The organism is Nocardiopsis akebiae (assembly GCF_018316795.1).
GTDB classification, from domain to species: domain Bacteria; phylum Actinomycetota; class Actinomycetes; order Streptosporangiales; family Streptosporangiaceae; genus Nocardiopsis; species Nocardiopsis dassonvillei.
Genome location: NZ_CP074132.1, coordinates 3,619,468 through 3,633,652 on the forward strand (window position 1 = coordinate 3,619,468; position 14,185 = coordinate 3,633,652).

Genomic DNA, 14,185 nt, shown 5'->3' on the forward strand with positions numbered 1-14,185 from the left:
CCGCCACCGTCGCGGTCCGCCGCTTTCCCCGACGGGGCAGGGCGCGCCGCACACGCGGACGGGTGCGTGCACGCGCGTGCCCACGGTGGGCGCCCCGGCCTTCCGGGACCGCGTCCCGCGCCGGTCGGGCCGACTGAAAACCCGGTGGTCGCCCCCCGGCACCGCTGCCACACTGACGCGATGACCCACAACCCGTACGACTCCCCCGACGTCGCCGCCCTCTACGACGTCCTCAGCCCATGGGGCCCGGCGACAACTTCTACCTGGGCCTGGTCATGGCCGCCCCGCGCGTGCTGGACGCGGGGTGCGGCACCGGCCGTCTGCTCCACCGCGCCCGCACCCGCGGCCACACCGGACACCTGGTGGGTCTGGACCCGGCGCGGGCCATGCTGGAGGTGGCCCGCGGGCGCACCGACGCCGTCTCCTGGGTGCGTGATGACCTGGCCGCCCACACCTGGAACGAGGAGTTCGACCTGGTCACCATGACCGGCCACGCCTTCCAGGAACTGCGCACCGACGAGGAGATCGGCGCCGCGCTGCGGGCGATGCGCCGGGCCCTGGCCCCGGGGGGCCTGGTGGCCTTCGAAACCCGCAACCCGGCCGCGCGCGCCTGGCAGAGGTGGTCCCCCGCCCAGCCGCACCAGGTCACCACCGCCGGCGGAGTGCGCGTGAGCGACGTCCACGACGCCGCCGCGCCTACGCCCGAAGGACTGGTGACCTTCACCAGCACCACCACCCGATCCGACTCCTCCCTCCCCTTGCGCACCGTGAGCACCCTGCACTTCGTGGAGGCCGACCACCTGGACCTGCTGCTGGAGCGGTCCGGGCTGCGGGCCGTCGAGCGGTTCGGGGACTGGGACCGCTCGCCCCTGACCGCGTCCAGCCCCGAGATCATCACCCTGGCCCGAACCCGCTGACCACGCGTTCCACGCCCCAGACCCCGACGCACACGGGGCCTGGGGCGTCGTCGTGTGGGGTGCCCCACACCGCCTTGACGCGCCCAAAGTCGTCAATAAAATTGAGTCCATCAGCATCAAGCCGAGGTTTTTCGGGGGTTCTTCCATGCTTCTCACCCGCACCATCCCCTTCGACGTCACCGCCTCCACCGCTCCCGCCGCGCGCAACGCCGCCATGGACGCGGTGCGCACCCAGGACGCCCTCGTGGTCCGGATCGACCTGCCCGGCGTGCCCGCCGACGGCATCGACCTGGAGGTGGAGGGCTCGGTGCTCACCGTCCGCGCCCAGCGTCCCGAGCGGACCGAGGAGGGCCGCGTCCTGGTCGGCGAGCGGCCCACCGGCGCCGTCACCCGCCGCCTGCGCCTGGGCCAGGACCTGGACACCGAGCACATCGAGGCCGACCACACCGACGGCGTCCTGACCCTGCGCGTCCCGGTCGCCGCCAAGGCCCAGCCGCGCAAGATCCTCCTGGGCCAGGGCGGCGCCACCGCCTGACCCGGCAGAACCAACAGGGGGTGTGAGGACCACGGGGGACCTCACACCCCCTTCTTCGTGCGCCCGACCCGGGCCTTGCCCCGGGGCGGGCGCTGTGCCATCCTCGGAATTGGGCGATTGACCAATACGTTCGCCCAAGGCGATCGACCAAGAAGCGGGACGCACATGGCACCACGCGGCGAGGACGTCAAAGGCCGCCTGCTCCGGGCAGCGGCCGAACTCATCAGCGAACGCGGCTGGTCAGCGGTCAGCACCCGCACGCTCGCCGACCGCGCGGGGGTGGGCCCCGGCCTGGTCCACTACCACTTCCCCTCCCTCCAGGCCCTGCTCACCCAGGCCGCCACCCAGGCCATCACCGCCATCGTCGAGGAGGCCGTCCACCTGCTGGGCCCCACCACCACACCCCACCAGGGACTCGCGCTGATCCTGCGCGAGCTGGACCGCTACCCCGGCGACGACCCCGCCTCCCACCTGGTCACCGAGACCTACCTGGCCGCCACCCGCGACCCCCGCCTGCGCCAGGCCGTCACCGGCGTCCTGGACCTGATGCGCCGCCACCTCACCGACTGGCTCGCCCACGCCGGCGTCCCCCAACCCCGACAGACCGCCACCGTCCTGGCCGCGACCCTGGACGGCGTCCTGCTGCACCGCGCCCTGACCCCGGACCTGACCTCCACCGAGATCGAACCCGTCCTGCGCCGCCTGCTCACCCACCACACCCCAGGAGCACACCCATGAGAGCGATCGTCTGCGGAGCCGGAATCGCCGGACTGGCCGCGGCCCACCGCCTGCACACCCACGGCTGGCAGGTCACCGTCCTCGAACAGGCCCCCCACCCACGCACCCAGGGCTACATGATCGACTTCTTCGGCCCCGGCTACCGGGCCGCCGAACTCATGGGCCTCCTGCCCCGCCTGCGCGAACTCGGCTACGGCATCGACCACGCCACCTTCGTCGACCGCGACGGCGCCCCCCGCGCCAGGCTGGGCATCCAACAGTTCTCCCACCTGGGCGTGGTCTCCCTCATGCGCCCCGACCTCGAACGCGCCCTGCGCGAAACCCTGCCCCCCGACGTGCCGGTGCGCTACGAAGCGGCCCTGGAGCGCGTCCAGGACCACGGCGACACCGTCCAGGTCACCCTCACGGGAGGCCGCACCCTGACCGGCGACCTGCTCGTGGGCGCCGACGGCATCCACTCCACCGTGCGCGCCCAGGTCTTCGGCTCCGAAACCGACCACCTGCGCTACCTGGGCTTCCACACCGCCGCCTTCGTCTTCGCCGACCCCGACATCCACGCCCGCGTCGACGGCGGTTTCCACCTCACCGACACCACCGGCGCCCAGATGGGCCTGTACGGGCTGCGCGACGGCCGCGTGGCCGCCTTCACCGTGCACCGCAGCCCCACCCCCGACCGGCCCGCCGACCCGCGCGCCGAACTGCGCCGCACCCACGCCGACCTGGGCTGGCTGGTGCCCCGCGCCCTCCAGCACTGCCCCGACCCCGAACACGTCTACTACGACCAGGTCTCCCAGAGCGTGGTGCCCCGCTGGAGCCGGGGACGCACCGTCCTGCTCGGCGACGCCTGCGGCGCGGTCTCCCTGCTCGCGGGCCAGGGCGCCTCCCTGGCGGTGGGCGGCGCGTTCGTCCTGGCCGAACACCTGGCCTCGGCCCCCACCCTCGAGGAGGGACTGAGCCGCTACGAGCACCAGTGGCGCCCCGAGGTCGAACAGCGCCAGCGCGCCGCCCGCCGCACCGCCCGCTGGTTCCTGCCCCCCACCCGCGCCCAACTGCTCCTGCGCCGCCTGGCCCTGCGCCTGACCGGCCTGCCCGGGGCGAGCCGCCTGCTGGCGGGGGCGCTCACCGGCAAGCCCACCCCCGCCGTACGCGAACACACCCCCTTGACCGTCCGCGACTGACCCCCCGTGGCACGCGTTCGACCGTGTCCACCGCGGCCCCTGACGCGGCGACGGGCCCACCCCCGGCCGGGGAGAACCGCGGCCTGCCCGGAGCGACCGGCAGAACCCGCCGCACCGACGACGGGGGCCGCGCTCACACGAACCGCCGGGGCCGCCCCGGCACCCTCCTGTCCGAGAGGAACGTGAAGCCGCGCCGTGCGCCCGCACCGGTCGGCCACGCCCCCACCACCAGGCCCGGGGGCCGACGCCAGGGACGCCCGGCACGGACCGGACTCCGACGAGAGGGACCACGACCGTGAAGCCGAACGACCCCCGCTGCTCCCTGTGCGGGCGCCAGTACGACGCCGAGTTCATGACGGGGCTACCCTGCCGCGTGTTCAGCCGTGAGGACGTCGTGACCCCGGGCTGCCCGGCCCAACAGCACATGATCGCGGACATGGAGGCCACCGCACCCCGAGCCACCACCCCCGCCGCCGGAGGATGCCTCATGCTCCTCCTGGCACTGCCGACCCTGCTGATCCTCCTGCCGGTGTGAACCGCGCCGCCCCCGCCCCGGCGGCCCGCACCCGCTCACCCGGGCTCGACCACCCGCCGCTCCAGGTCCACCCACCCCACGAACCCCGACGGCGACGCGCACAGCACCCGCCCTCCCGGGTCCAACCGCCCCCACGGGCGTACCGGCACGCCAACTCCCGCTCGGCGGCCCCGTCCCCGCCGTCCGCGGCCACCAGCAAGCGCGCCACCTCGTCGAACACCCCGTCGTCCTCAGCCTGCATGGCCTCCCAGGTGTCCCACAACAACACCTCCTCGCCCTGACGGTGCGCCAACTCCAACAACACGTAGGCGCGCACGAACCCCGCACCCCGCCACGGCAGGTCCGGGTGCACCCCGTAGCGGTCGGTGTTCACCTCCCCCGCCCGGTGGGCCAGCCACACCTGCGCCGCGCTGGCGAAGACCGCGCCCCGCGCGGCGGGCGCACGCGAAAGGTCCAGGACATCCACCGGCCACGAACCCGCCGGGTCCAGCTGGGTGTCCGCCCACACCCACCGACCGCCGTCCCAGTACTCGCTCACCACGTGGTCGGTCCCAAACCCCTCGTGCAGGTAGGAGGCGAACCCCACCCGGGTACGCGCCGCCACCGTCACCAGCGCGAAGTCACGACAGCACCCCACCAGAGGCCGCTGCCCGGGGCCGCGGCCACGGCCCCGGGCAGCGGGCCTGGTCGGCGGCCAGCATCGCCTCCACCCACCGGTGGTCGACCTCGGCCAACCGCGCCCCGGTGAACACCTGCCCGCCGCCCCGGTAGTGGGTCACCACCCCGCGCAGCACCCGACCCAGCCCCGCCAGCACGCCTCGGCCCGCTCCAGGGCCTGCCCGCCCTCCTGGGCCATCACCTCCCGGCCACCACCGCCAGGGGCATGCCCATCTGACGCAGCAGGCGGATGCTCCGGGCCCGCTCCACCTGGGCGACGAGGTAGACGCGGTGCCCGCCGCCCCCACCAGGTGGGGCACCAGCAGACGCGAGCGCTCATACAACCGCAACGCCTTGGGGTAGAGCCCGCTCGCACGGGCGAACTCCCCCGGGAAAGCGCCTCGCGGGGCGGTGGGGTACTCATGGATGCGAGTGTGGCCCCTGCCCCAAGGGCGCCGTCAACACCCGCTCGCGTCCCGAACGCCCGGCGCCCACGACCGGACCACCCGCCACCCGGCCCGCCACACCGACCCGCGCGCGGCGAAGACCGCGGCCCCGGCGCGCCTACAACCCCTTGACCGCGTCCGCCAACGCCTCCACCTCGGCCTCGGTGTTGAAGTAGTGCACCGAGGCACGCACCGCCTCGTCCACCCCCACACCGGGCTCCCACACCTGGTTCCACAACCGCGACACGCTCACCCGCACCCCGGCCTCCCCCAGCGCCGCACGCACCCCCTCGGCCGCCACACCCTCCACCGCGAACGTCACGATCCCCGACCGCACCCTCCCCCGGTCCAGCACCCGCACCCCCGCCAGACGCCCCAACCGGTCCCGGGCCTGCTCGGCCAACGCGCCCACCCGCTCCCGGATGGGCTCCATCCCCACCGCCAACGCGTAGTCCACGGCCACACCCAACCCGATCTGACCGGCCACGTTGCGCTCAAAACTCTCAAAACGACGCGCGTCCTCACGCACCCGGTACCCGCGCCCCTCCCAGTGCGCCGACGTCACGTCCACCACCGGCGGCTCCCCCAGGTCCGCCCCCGACCGCGCGTACACGAACCCCGTCCCCCGCGGCCCGCGCAGGAACTTGCGCCCCGTCACCGCCAACACGTCACACCCCAGCCGCTCCACGTCCAGATCCCACTGGCCCGCCGACTGGCACGCGTCCAACACGAACAACACCCCGAACCTGCGGCACAGCGCCCCGATGCGCTCAGCCGGGTTGACCAGCCCGTTGTGCGTGGGCATGTGGTTGAGCGCCACCACCCGCACCCCGCCCCGCGCCAACTCCCGCTCCAGCGCCCCCACGTCCATCACCCCGTCGGCGTCATCGGGCACCACCTGCACCCGCACACCCCGCTCACGGGCCGCCTTGACCATCCCGAGCGCGTTACTGGGGTACTCACTGGCCGTGGTCAGCACCCGCTCCCCCTCGGCGAAGACCACCGACCCGAACGCCAACTCCCACGCCCGCGTCGCACTCTCGGCGAACGCGATCTCCTCGGGGCGCGCACCCACCAACCGCGCCACGGCGGTGTAGAACCCCTCCACCCCCGCCTGCGCCCGCTCGGCCGCCGCGTAACCCCCCACCCGCGCCTCCAGACGCAGGTGATCCACCACCGCCTCCACCACCACGTCCGGCGGCAGCGACGACCCCGCGTTGTCCAGGTGCGCCGCCTGCCCAACCCCACAGGTGTCCGCCCGCACCGCAGCCACATCCACGCCCATCCGGCCAACCCCTTCGACGCACCCGACACGGTCGCCGCCGAACCTACCCGGCCTCCCCTTCAGCGCACCAGCCCGGCCCGGAAGGCGAACACCACCAGCTGCGCCCGGTCCCGCGCCCCGAGCTTGACCATCGCCCGGCTCACGTGCGTGCGCGCCGTCGCCGGGGAGACCACCAAGCGGGCCGCGATCTCCTCGTTGTTCAACCCCTCACCCACCAGCCCCACCACCTCGCGCTCACGCTCGGTCAGCACCTCCAGCCGCGACACCCGACCCCCGCCCGGCTCACGCGAGACGAACGCCGCCACCACCCGCCGCGTCACCGACGGCGACAGCAACGCCTCACCCCGCGCCGCCGCCCGCACCGCGGCCAACATCTCCTGCGGGTCGCTGTCCTTGATCAAGAACCCCGACGCCCCCGCGCGCAACGCCTCGAACACGTACTCGTCCAGTTCGAACGTCGTCAACACCACCACCCGGGTGTGCGCCAGCGCCTCCTCCCCCGCGATGCGCCGCAACGCCTCCAACCCGTCCACCACCGGCATCCGCACGTCCATCAACACCACATCCGGACGCAGCCGACGCACCAGCTCCACCGCCTGCCCGCCATCACCGGCCTCGCCCACCAACTCCAGGTCCGCCTCACCCTCCAGCAGCACCCGCAACCCCATCCGCACCAGCGCCTGGTCATCGGCCACCACCACCCGCACGCTCACCGCTCACCACCCAACGGCAACGACGCCCCCACCACGAAACCGCCGCCCTCACCAGGCCCCACCGTCACCGACCCGCCCACCGCCCGGGCGCGCTCACGCATCCCCGCGATCCCCGACCCCTCACGCACCGGCCCCACCACACCCACTCCCTCATCCACCACCCACACCCGCACCTCCTGGGCCCCGTACACCACCCGCACCCGCGCCGAGGCCCCCTCACCGCCATGGCGCACCACGTTCGTCAACGCCTCCTGCACGATCCGAAACGCCGCGTGGTCCACCGCCGCGGGCACCCGCACCGCCTCCCCCTCCCACACCACCTCCACCCGACGTCCCGCCCCACGCAACTCCCCCACCAACGCCTCCACACGCCCCAGCCCCGGCAACGGACCCCGACCCGCCACCTCCGCCCCGCCCCGAAACACCGCCAGGGTGCCCCGCAACTCCTCCAGGGCCGACCGGCTGCTGTCCCGGATCGCGGCCAACGCCACCGATGCCTGCTCGGGCCGACGATCCACCACGTGCAGGGCCACCGACGCCTGCATGCTGATCACCGACAGGCTGTGCCCCACCAGATCGTGCACCTCACGGGCGATACGCAACCGCTCCTCGTAGCGGTGCCGCTCCACCTCCTCCTGGCGCTGGCGCCGGCGCGCCTCACGCCGCGCACGCACGAACACCCCACCGCCCGCGGGAAAGGCCATCACCCCCACCGCGAACACCACCCCCACCAGCGCGCCCCCGTCAACCAACCCCCACCAGGGCTCATCCACCCGCGAGAGCAACCCCACCGCCACCACCAACGGCGCCGTCCACGCCAAGAACACCCCCGCGCCCAACCGGATCGCGGCCGAGAAGACCACCAGCGCGGGCAACACCAGCACCGGCCCCACCGGGTGACCCGCCCCCACGAACACCGCCGCGCCCGCCGCGGCCACCACCAACGCCGCCACCGGCCACACACGGCGCACCGCCACCGCGCACACCAACACCCCCACACCCACCCACACCGACCAGGGCACCACCACCGCACCCCAGTCCACGTCCCACCCCGCAGGCGGCCCGCCCCGCCACGGGCCGTGCCCGCCCACGCCGCGCCGCTGCCACACCACCTGGCCGCGCACGAACCCCACCGCCACCGCGCCCAGCACCACACTCAGCGCCAGATCCCCGACCACCCGGCGCATCCGCCTGTCACCACTCACACCACGACCCTAGGCCGCCCGCCCCCGCCCTGTCGTGGCACCACAGGCGTAGGCGCCCTACGCACCCGGGCGCAGCACAGGTGCCGCCCGCGGGGGGACGACCGCGACCCCCCGCCCCGGACACAGTGAACCCATGAACACCCTCACCGCGGCAACCGCCCTGGCAGCCCACCCCCACTGGGGGCAGGGACCGCCCGCCTTCGTCCTTCCCGGAGCCCTGATGTTCCTTCTGCTCACCCTCGTCCTGCTCGGCGCCCTGGCCTTCGCCCTGGCCCGACGCGGCCACCGCCCGCCCTGGGCGCCGCGCCCCGCCTCACCCGAGGAGGAGGCCCGCCGCACCCTCGCCGACCGCTTCGCCCGCGGCGACCTGACCGTGGAGGAGTTCATGGAACGCGCCAGTGCCCTGAACTGGACTCCCGGCCGCGAGGACCGCCCCGGCCGAAAATAACCCCGCACACCCACCCGGCCCGACCGCGCACCCCGCGCGGCCGGGCCCCACGTGTGCTCCACACCCCACACCCATCCGGCCGGGGCACCCCCGCCCATCAGCCACAATGGCCAACACACCACCCGACCACGAAGGCGCGAGCACCACCATGCCCATCCCCAAGGCCGAACTCCACGTCCACATCGAAGGCACCCTGGAACCCGAACTGGCCTTCGCCCTGGCCCGACGCAACGGCCTGACCCCGCCCCACCCCGACGTCGACTCCCTGCGCCGCGCCTACTCCTTCACCGACCTGCAGTCCTTCCTGGACCTGTACTACGCCCTCATGGACGTCCTGCGCACCGAAGCCGACTTCACCGACCTGGCCAGCGCCTACCTCGACCGCGCCGCCGCCCAGGGCGTACGCCACGCCGAGATCTTCTTCGACCCCCAGGCCCACACCGGCCGCGGCATCGCCCTGGACACGGTCGTCAACGGCATCACGGCCGCCCTCAAGAACAGCGAACACACCCACAACATCAGCACCACACTCATCCTGTGCTTCCTTCGCGACCGCCCCGCCGCCGAAGCCCTGGACACCCTCCACCAGGCCCGACCCCACCTGGAACACATCAGCGCCGTCGGCCTGGACTCGGCCGAGGTCGGCCACCCGCCCGAGAAGTTCACCGAGGTCTTCGCCGCAGCCCGCGACCTGGGCCTGCGCCGCGTCGCCCACGCCGGGGAGGAGGGCCCCGCCTCCTACGTCTGGCAGGCCCTCACCCTCCTGGGCGCCGAACGCATCGACCACGGCATCCGCTGCCTGGAGGACCCCGGCCTGGTCTCCCACCTGGCCGCCACCCAGACCCCGCTGACCGTGTGCCCGCTGTCCAACGTGCGCCTGCGCGCCGTACCCGCCCTGGACCAGCACCCGCTGCCCGCCCTGATGGAGGCCGGACTGCTGGTGACCGTCAACTCCGACGACCCCTCCTACTTCGGCGGCTACGTCCACGACAACTACCAGGCCCTGCACACCCACCTGGGCCTGAACGCCGACCAACTGCGCCAACTGGCCCGCAACTCCTTCACCGCCTCCTTCCTGCCCCCCGAACGCAAGGCCCAGCTCATCGCCGAGGTCGACGCCCACCCCCACCCCTGGTAAGCACGTGGCCCCACCCCCGGCGCCCGGGGATGGGGCCACACACCGGCCACCTCAAACCGCCCAGGTCAACCGCTGCCCGTGCTCACCGGCGAAGGCCACCACCCGCCCGTCCAACGCCAACGCGAAGTCGGTCCCCACCCCCGGGCGCGGACCCTCCAGCGCGGGCAGCACCCGCGCACCCTCGTTCGACACCCAGTGCCCGTCCAACCCCCGCACCGCCTCCACGAACGCGTCCCGCGAAGCCTCGTCCAGGTAGGCCAGCACCGCGCTGTGCATCACCACCAACCGCGCCCCCGCCGGCACCCGCCCCGCCACCGCCTCCAACTCCCGCACCAGGTCACCGGCCACCAGCGCGGGCGGCTCGGCCGCCGCCACCCGCGCCGCCGCCCGCAACCGCTCCCGCCGCTCGGCCTCATACGGCCCCGGCCAGATCAGCGCCTCCAACCACCGCACGTCCTCCTCGCGGCGCACGTCCAACGGGTTCAGATCGATCCCCGCCCGCCACACCACCCGCGGCACCCGCTCGGGCACCGGAACCGCACCCGAGGTCGCACACTCAAGCAGCACCGGGCTGCGCTCCGGACCGATGGGCGCCCCGCCGTCGAAGGAGTAGCGGTACCGGTCCGGATACAGGCACAACCCCGCCGACGCCCCCACCTCCACCAGCGCCAACGGCCCCTCCAACAAGGACAGGACGGGCAGCAGGGTCGCGCACCGGCGCACCTCGTTGGTCTGGGTGTAGCGCTCCAGCACCACCGCCCGCACCGCCTCCCAGTGCTCCAGGAGCCAGGCGCGAAACTCCGCCCACCCACCCACCGGCCCGCCCAGGAACCGCACCGCGCCCAGCAACAGGTTGGGCTGGCGCTTGTTGCCCGCGGGAAGGGAGGCCACCAACTCCAGCACCCGCTCGTCCCCGGCCAGGGCCCGGGCGATACGCGCGTACCCCGGAGCCGCGTCCTGGGCGTAGCCGTCCGCGAAACCCCGGTACTGCCTCACGATGCTGCGCACGCTCGCGTCCACGGCGGCGACATGCTCCACGACCACACGCTCCTTCACCTCGGGGGAACAGGTGCGGTGTTCCTACCCCGCCCCCGCACCCGCCGCCCCGTGAGCGCGCTCACCCCGGCGCCGAAGACGCGCCCGCCCCACACGGCAGCGCGTGTCCACCCGACCCCCACCCTTCCTGCCGCCACCGGGAACCAACCAGCCCCACCAGCCGTTCCACCCAGCGAGACCAAGGACACGAACAGATCACGAGAACTCTCACCCGCGCAGGACAATCCCAGGCTGGTGACGACCACACCACACGAACGGACACCCGTGAGGATCTCCACCCGAGGCAAGCTCCGCGGCACCACCCACCCCAGCACCACCCCCCTGCCACCCCTGGTGGAGTTCCACGACGTGTCCCTCGCCCCCCACCTGGACCACCTCGACCTGACCCTGCACCCCGGCGAACACGTGGCCCTGGTCGGCCTGACCGACGAGGCCACCACCGCACTGACCCGCCTGCTCACCGGCCAGACCACCCCCACCCACGGACGCCTGGCCGCCCACACCCGCCCCCACCTCCTCACCCCCCGCCCCACCCTGGCCCACACCATCACCGGCCAGAACTCACCCCAAGCCGACGACCCCCACCTGGCCCACGCCCTGACCCGCACCCGCCTGGAACCACACCGCCTGCCCACACCCCTGGACGCCCTGCCCCCCGCCCTGCTCCCCCGCGTCCACCAGGCCCGCGCCCTCTACGCCCAACGCACCAACACCCGCCTGCTCGTGCTCACCGCCCCACCCGCCCACGACCAGGCCCACCCGCCCACCAGCCCCGACACCGGCCTGCTCACCCTCACCCGCCAACCCGCCCTCGCCCGCACCGCCGACCGCATCCTGCTCCTGTACAAGGGACGCGTCACCGAAACCGGAACCCACCACCAACTCCTGGTCCGCGGCGGCGCCTACGCACGCCTGTACGCCCTCACCGGCACCCACCGCACCACCGGCCACGCCCTAGGATGAACACGTGGCACCCATCGTCAAGGAACTCACCGTCGGCCAAGTGGCCGAACGCGCCGGAGTCGCCGTCTCAGCCCTGCACTTCTACGAACGCCAGGGCCTGATCCACAGCCGCCGCACCGCCGGCAACCAGCGCCGCTACCGCCGCGACACCCTGCGCCGGGTCTCCTTCATCCGCATCTCCCAACGCGTGGGCATGCCCCTGGCACGCATCCGCCAGGCCCTGGACACCCTGCCCGACAACCGCACCCCCACCCGTGACGACTGGGCCCGCCTGTCCCAGCAGTGGCGCACCGAACTCGACGCCCGCATAAGCCAACTCATCCGCCTGCGCGACGACCTGACCAACTGCATCGGCTGCGGCTGCCTGTCCCTGGACACCTGCACCCTGTCCAACCCCGACGACGCCCTGGCCTCCGCCGGCCCCGGCCCGCGCCGCCTGATGGTCAACGCCCTGGCCCGCGAGAGCGGCTGAACACACGGGCGGGGCGGCGAACACCCGCGTTCGCCGCCCCGCCCGCACCGCCCCCCTACACCCCGGCGGCCTCGTCGCGTCCGCGCCGCGCCAACGCGTCGGCGCGCTCGTTGCCCTCGTCCCCGCTGTGCCCGCGCACCCAGCGCCACTCCACCTCATAGCGCGAGGCGACCTCGTCCAGGCGCTGCCACAGGTCCACGTTCTTGACCGGCTTCTTGTCGGCCGTGCGCCAGCCCCGCCGCTTCCACCCGTGCAGCCACGAGGTGATCCCGTTGCGCACGTAGGAGGAGTCGGTGTGCACCAGCACCGGCAGCGGCTGGCGCAGGCTCTCCAGCGCCCGGATCGCCGCCATCAGCTCCATCCGGTTGTTGGTGGTCTGCGCCTCACCCCCGTACAGCTCCTTCTCGTGGCCGCCGTAGCGCAGCCACACCCCCCACCCGCCCGGACCGGGGTTGCCGCTGCACGCCCCGTCGGTGTAGATGACCACCCGCTGCGTCGGCTCCTGGCCGACCTCGTCCCCGTTACGCATGCCGGGCAATCTACCGCCCCCCACGGTCACGAAAAGGCCACAACCACCAAGGTCGGGGCCACAAAAGGAGCCAATCACCCCCAATGGAGCCCCCACACCCGCCACTTCGGCCCGCCGACCCGACCAAAGGACCCTCCACACCCGCCCCAACCAACCACCCCGCACCACAAAAAAAAGGGGGCGTTCCGCACCCGGAACACCCCCGCACACAGCCCAGATCAGCCGGCCAGCTCCCTCGCCAACTCCTCGGCCCGCTCCTCACGACGCGCGAACACGTCGTTGGCCATCTCGTTCATCTTCTTCAGCACCCGCTTGCGCTCACGCGCACTCAACCGGTCCACGTACAACCGGCCCAGCGTGTGATCGGTCTCGTGCTGCAGACACCGGGCGAAGTACCCGCTGCCGCTGACGACCACGGGCTCGCCGTCGCGATCCACCCCCCGCACCGTGGCGTGCTCGACCCGCCCCAGATCCGCGTGCGGCCCCGGAACCGACAAACACCCCTCGGACTCCACCACCACCGCGTCATCGGGATCGCGCTCGTCCAACACCGGGTTGACCACGTGCCCCACATGACGCACACCGTCATCATCAGGGCAGTCATAGACGAACACCCGCAGGTCCACACCCACCTGACTGCCCGCCAACCCCACACCCTCGGCCGCGTACATCGTCACGAACATGTCGTCGATGAGCGCGGCCAACTCCGCCGAGCCCAACATCTGCGGCGCCACATCCACACCACGCCGGTGCAGCACCTCCTCACCCGTCACGGTGATCCGCCGCACCCGGCCGCGCGCCGCCTCCGGAGCCCACTCGGGAAAATCCGCGACCTCCCGACCCTGAACGACGACGCCAACCCCGCCATGCTCCGACATGGTCCTACTCTCACCACACTTCAACGAAACCAGGAGTTGCCCTGGATCAGACACCGCGCCAGGTAGTCGCGCAACGACACCACCACCAGGCGTCGCCGGTCACTCTCATGGTCCCACACCACGATCCCCGGACCGTAGTCGGTGTGCACGTAGGCGAACTGCGGCCCCATATCGGAGTCACCGAAGAAGATCATCTCGTCGAAGGGCGCGTACAGCTCCAGATAGTCCGGCTCCCGGCGCATCGCCAGGTTGTCCTCCACCAGACGCCGCGCACTCCACACCACCGCGTCCCCGTACTCGTTGGTCACCCCGTCGGTCTCGCGCAGCAACGAGGCCAGCTCGAAGGGCAGGGGCAGCATCAGGTGCTTCTCCACCTCGGCCAGGGTCACCTCATCGGCCGGATCGCTCAGATCGGCCTCGGGATACATCTCCAGGATCAGTTCACGCCACACACTCCTGATCATCACAGGTCGTGGCAACCCACGGGAAATC

Annotated in this window: 19 protein-coding genes; 9 read left to right on the top strand and 10 right to left on the bottom strand. The window is 73.0% G+C overall.

The window, feature by feature from the left end; all coding sequences use genetic code 11:
- Positions 1–239: 239 nt before the first annotated feature.
- The 5 genes from KGD83_RS15680 to KGD83_RS15700 all read left to right on the top strand — a co-directional run bounded on the left by KGD83_RS15680 (position 240) and on the right by KGD83_RS15700 (position 3,903).
- Positions 240–917 (top strand): class I SAM-dependent methyltransferase, encoded by a 678-nt coding sequence (locus tag KGD83_RS15680; RefSeq protein ID WP_338036906.1) that lies wholly within the window; start codon positions 240–242, stop codon positions 915–917.
- A 145-nt stretch (positions 918–1,062) separates the two neighbouring features.
- Positions 1,063–1,452, top strand: a complete 390-nt coding sequence (locus KGD83_RS15685) for an Hsp20/alpha crystallin family protein (RefSeq protein WP_212639921.1) — start codon at positions 1,063–1,065, stop codon at positions 1,450–1,452.
- Positions 1,453–1,617: 165 nt separating this feature from the next.
- Positions 1,618–2,190: a TetR/AcrR family transcriptional regulator gene (locus KGD83_RS15690; RefSeq protein WP_212639922.1), complete on the top strand. Its 573-nt coding sequence runs from the start codon at positions 1,618–1,620 to the stop codon at positions 2,188–2,190.
- Positions 2,187–3,368 carry an FAD-dependent oxidoreductase gene (locus tag KGD83_RS15695; protein ID WP_212639923.1) on the top strand — a complete coding sequence of 394 codons (1,182 nt, stop codon included), beginning with the start codon at positions 2,187–2,189 and terminating at the stop codon, positions 3,366–3,368. Before KGD83_RS15690 ends, KGD83_RS15695 begins: the two co-directional genes overlap by 4 nt.
- 295 nt (positions 3,369–3,663) lie before the next feature.
- Positions 3,664–3,903, top strand: a complete 240-nt coding sequence (locus KGD83_RS15700) for a hypothetical protein (RefSeq protein WP_013153010.1) — start codon at positions 3,664–3,666, stop codon at positions 3,901–3,903.
- On the opposite strand, the gene KGD83_RS15705 is transcribed toward KGD83_RS15700, so the two are convergent.
- From KGD83_RS15705 to KGD83_RS28970, 6 genes are all read right to left on the bottom strand, one after another.
- Entirely contained in the window at positions 3,854–4,507 is a 654-nt protein-coding gene (locus tag KGD83_RS15705) for a transglutaminase (protein WP_249351888.1), read from the bottom strand. The two genes, KGD83_RS15700 and KGD83_RS15705, sit on opposite strands and share 50 nt — an antisense overlap.
- A gap of 16 nt (positions 4,508–4,523) precedes the next feature.
- Positions 4,524–4,718: a hypothetical protein gene (locus KGD83_RS28685; RefSeq protein ID WP_249351889.1), complete on the bottom strand. Its 195-nt coding sequence runs from the start codon at positions 4,716–4,718 to the stop codon at positions 4,524–4,526.
- Positions 4,719–4,758: 40 nt separating this feature from the next.
- Complete coding sequence (locus tag KGD83_RS29250) at positions 4,759–4,830, bottom strand: hypothetical protein (protein WP_394358117.1); 72 nt, start codon at positions 4,828–4,830, stop codon at positions 4,759–4,761.
- 294 nt (positions 4,831–5,124) lie between these two features.
- Positions 5,125–6,291 (bottom strand): aminotransferase class V-fold PLP-dependent enzyme, encoded by a 1,167-nt coding sequence (locus KGD83_RS15715; protein ID WP_212639924.1) that lies wholly within the window; start codon positions 6,289–6,291, stop codon positions 5,125–5,127.
- Between the two features lie 59 nt (positions 6,292–6,350).
- On the bottom strand, positions 6,351–7,004 hold the full coding sequence (locus KGD83_RS15720; protein WP_212639925.1) for a response regulator: 654 nt from the start codon (positions 7,002–7,004) through the stop codon (positions 6,351–6,353).
- Entirely contained in the window at positions 7,001–8,191 is a 1,191-nt protein-coding gene (locus KGD83_RS28970; protein WP_212644448.1) for a sensor histidine kinase, read from the bottom strand. Before KGD83_RS28970 ends, KGD83_RS15720 begins: the two co-directional genes overlap by 4 nt.
- A 151-nt stretch (positions 8,192–8,342) precedes the next feature.
- Here KGD83_RS28970 and KGD83_RS15730 point away from each other — a divergent pair, with 151 nt between their 5' ends.
- Entirely contained in the window at positions 8,343–8,657 is a 315-nt protein-coding gene (locus KGD83_RS15730; RefSeq protein ID WP_212639926.1) for an SHOCT domain-containing protein, read from the top strand.
- A gap of 148 nt (positions 8,658–8,805) precedes the next feature.
- Positions 8,806–9,795, top strand: a complete 990-nt coding sequence (locus tag KGD83_RS15735) for an adenosine deaminase (RefSeq protein ID WP_212644449.1) — start codon at positions 8,806–8,808, stop codon at positions 9,793–9,795.
- A gap of 51 nt (positions 9,796–9,846) precedes the next feature.
- Here KGD83_RS15735 and KGD83_RS15740 read toward each other — a convergent pair whose 3' ends face one another.
- Complete coding sequence (locus KGD83_RS15740) at positions 9,847–10,833, bottom strand: DUF2332 domain-containing protein (RefSeq protein WP_212639927.1); 987 nt, start codon at positions 10,831–10,833, stop codon at positions 9,847–9,849.
- A 282-nt stretch (positions 10,834–11,115) separates the two neighbouring features.
- Between KGD83_RS15740 and KGD83_RS15745 the strand changes: the two genes are divergently transcribed.
- The gene (locus tag KGD83_RS15745; protein ID WP_212639928.1) at positions 11,116–11,814 is read left to right on the top strand and encodes an ABC transporter ATP-binding protein; all 699 of its coding nucleotides are present in this window, start codon (positions 11,116–11,118) and stop codon (positions 11,812–11,814) included.
- Between the two features lie 4 nt (positions 11,815–11,818).
- The gene (soxR, locus tag KGD83_RS15750) at positions 11,819–12,286 is read left to right on the top strand and encodes a redox-sensitive transcriptional activator SoxR (protein WP_047872170.1); all 468 of its coding nucleotides are present in this window, start codon (positions 11,819–11,821) and stop codon (positions 12,284–12,286) included.
- Between the two features lie 55 nt (positions 12,287–12,341).
- Here soxR and rnhA read toward each other — a convergent pair whose 3' ends face one another.
- From rnhA to KGD83_RS15765, 3 genes are all read right to left on the bottom strand, one after another.
- The gene (rnhA, locus tag KGD83_RS15755) at positions 12,342–12,815 is read right to left on the bottom strand and encodes a ribonuclease HI (protein ID WP_019607377.1); all 474 of its coding nucleotides are present in this window, start codon (positions 12,813–12,815) and stop codon (positions 12,342–12,344) included.
- Positions 12,816–13,033: 218 nt separating this feature from the next.
- The gene (gene def, locus KGD83_RS15760) at positions 13,034–13,693 is read right to left on the bottom strand and encodes a peptide deformylase (RefSeq protein ID WP_212639929.1); all 660 of its coding nucleotides are present in this window, start codon (positions 13,691–13,693) and stop codon (positions 13,034–13,036) included.
- Positions 13,694–13,713: 20 nt separating this feature from the next.
- Positions 13,714–14,157, bottom strand: a complete 444-nt coding sequence (locus tag KGD83_RS15765) for an SMI1/KNR4 family protein (RefSeq protein ID WP_013152997.1) — start codon at positions 14,155–14,157, stop codon at positions 13,714–13,716.
- Positions 14,158–14,185 lie beyond the last annotated feature (28 nt).

Coding starts and splice junctions, on each gene's coding strand:
- KGD83_RS15680 (WP_338036906.1), top strand. CDS start 240: ATGGGGCCCGGCGACAACTTCTACCTGGGCCTGGTCATGGCCGCCCCG.
- KGD83_RS15685 (WP_212639921.1), top strand. CDS start 1,063: ATGCTTCTCACCCGCACCATCCCCTTCGACGTCACCGCCTCCACCGCT.
- KGD83_RS15690 (WP_212639922.1), top strand. CDS start 1,618: ATGGCACCACGCGGCGAGGACGTCAAAGGCCGCCTGCTCCGGGCAGCG.
- KGD83_RS15695 (WP_212639923.1), top strand. CDS start 2,187: ATGAGAGCGATCGTCTGCGGAGCCGGAATCGCCGGACTGGCCGCGGCC.
- KGD83_RS15715 (WP_212639924.1), bottom strand. CDS start 6,291: ATGGGCGTGGATGTGGCTGCGGTGCGGGCGGACACCTGTGGGGTTGGG.
- KGD83_RS28970 (WP_212644448.1), bottom strand. CDS start 8,191: ATGCGCCGGGTGGTCGGGGATCTGGCGCTGAGTGTGGTGCTGGGCGCG.
- KGD83_RS15730 (WP_212639926.1), top strand. CDS start 8,343: ATGAACACCCTCACCGCGGCAACCGCCCTGGCAGCCCACCCCCACTGG.
- KGD83_RS15735 (WP_212644449.1), top strand. CDS start 8,806: ATGCCCATCCCCAAGGCCGAACTCCACGTCCACATCGAAGGCACCCTG.
- rnhA (WP_019607377.1), bottom strand. CDS start 12,815: ATGCGTAACGGGGACGAGGTCGGCCAGGAGCCGACGCAGCGGGTGGTC.
- def (WP_212639929.1), bottom strand. CDS start 13,693: ATGTCGGAGCATGGCGGGGTTGGCGTCGTCGTTCAGGGTCGGGAGGTC.
- KGD83_RS15765 (WP_013152997.1), bottom strand. CDS start 14,157: ATGATCAGGAGTGTGTGGCGTGAACTGATCCTGGAGATGTATCCCGAG.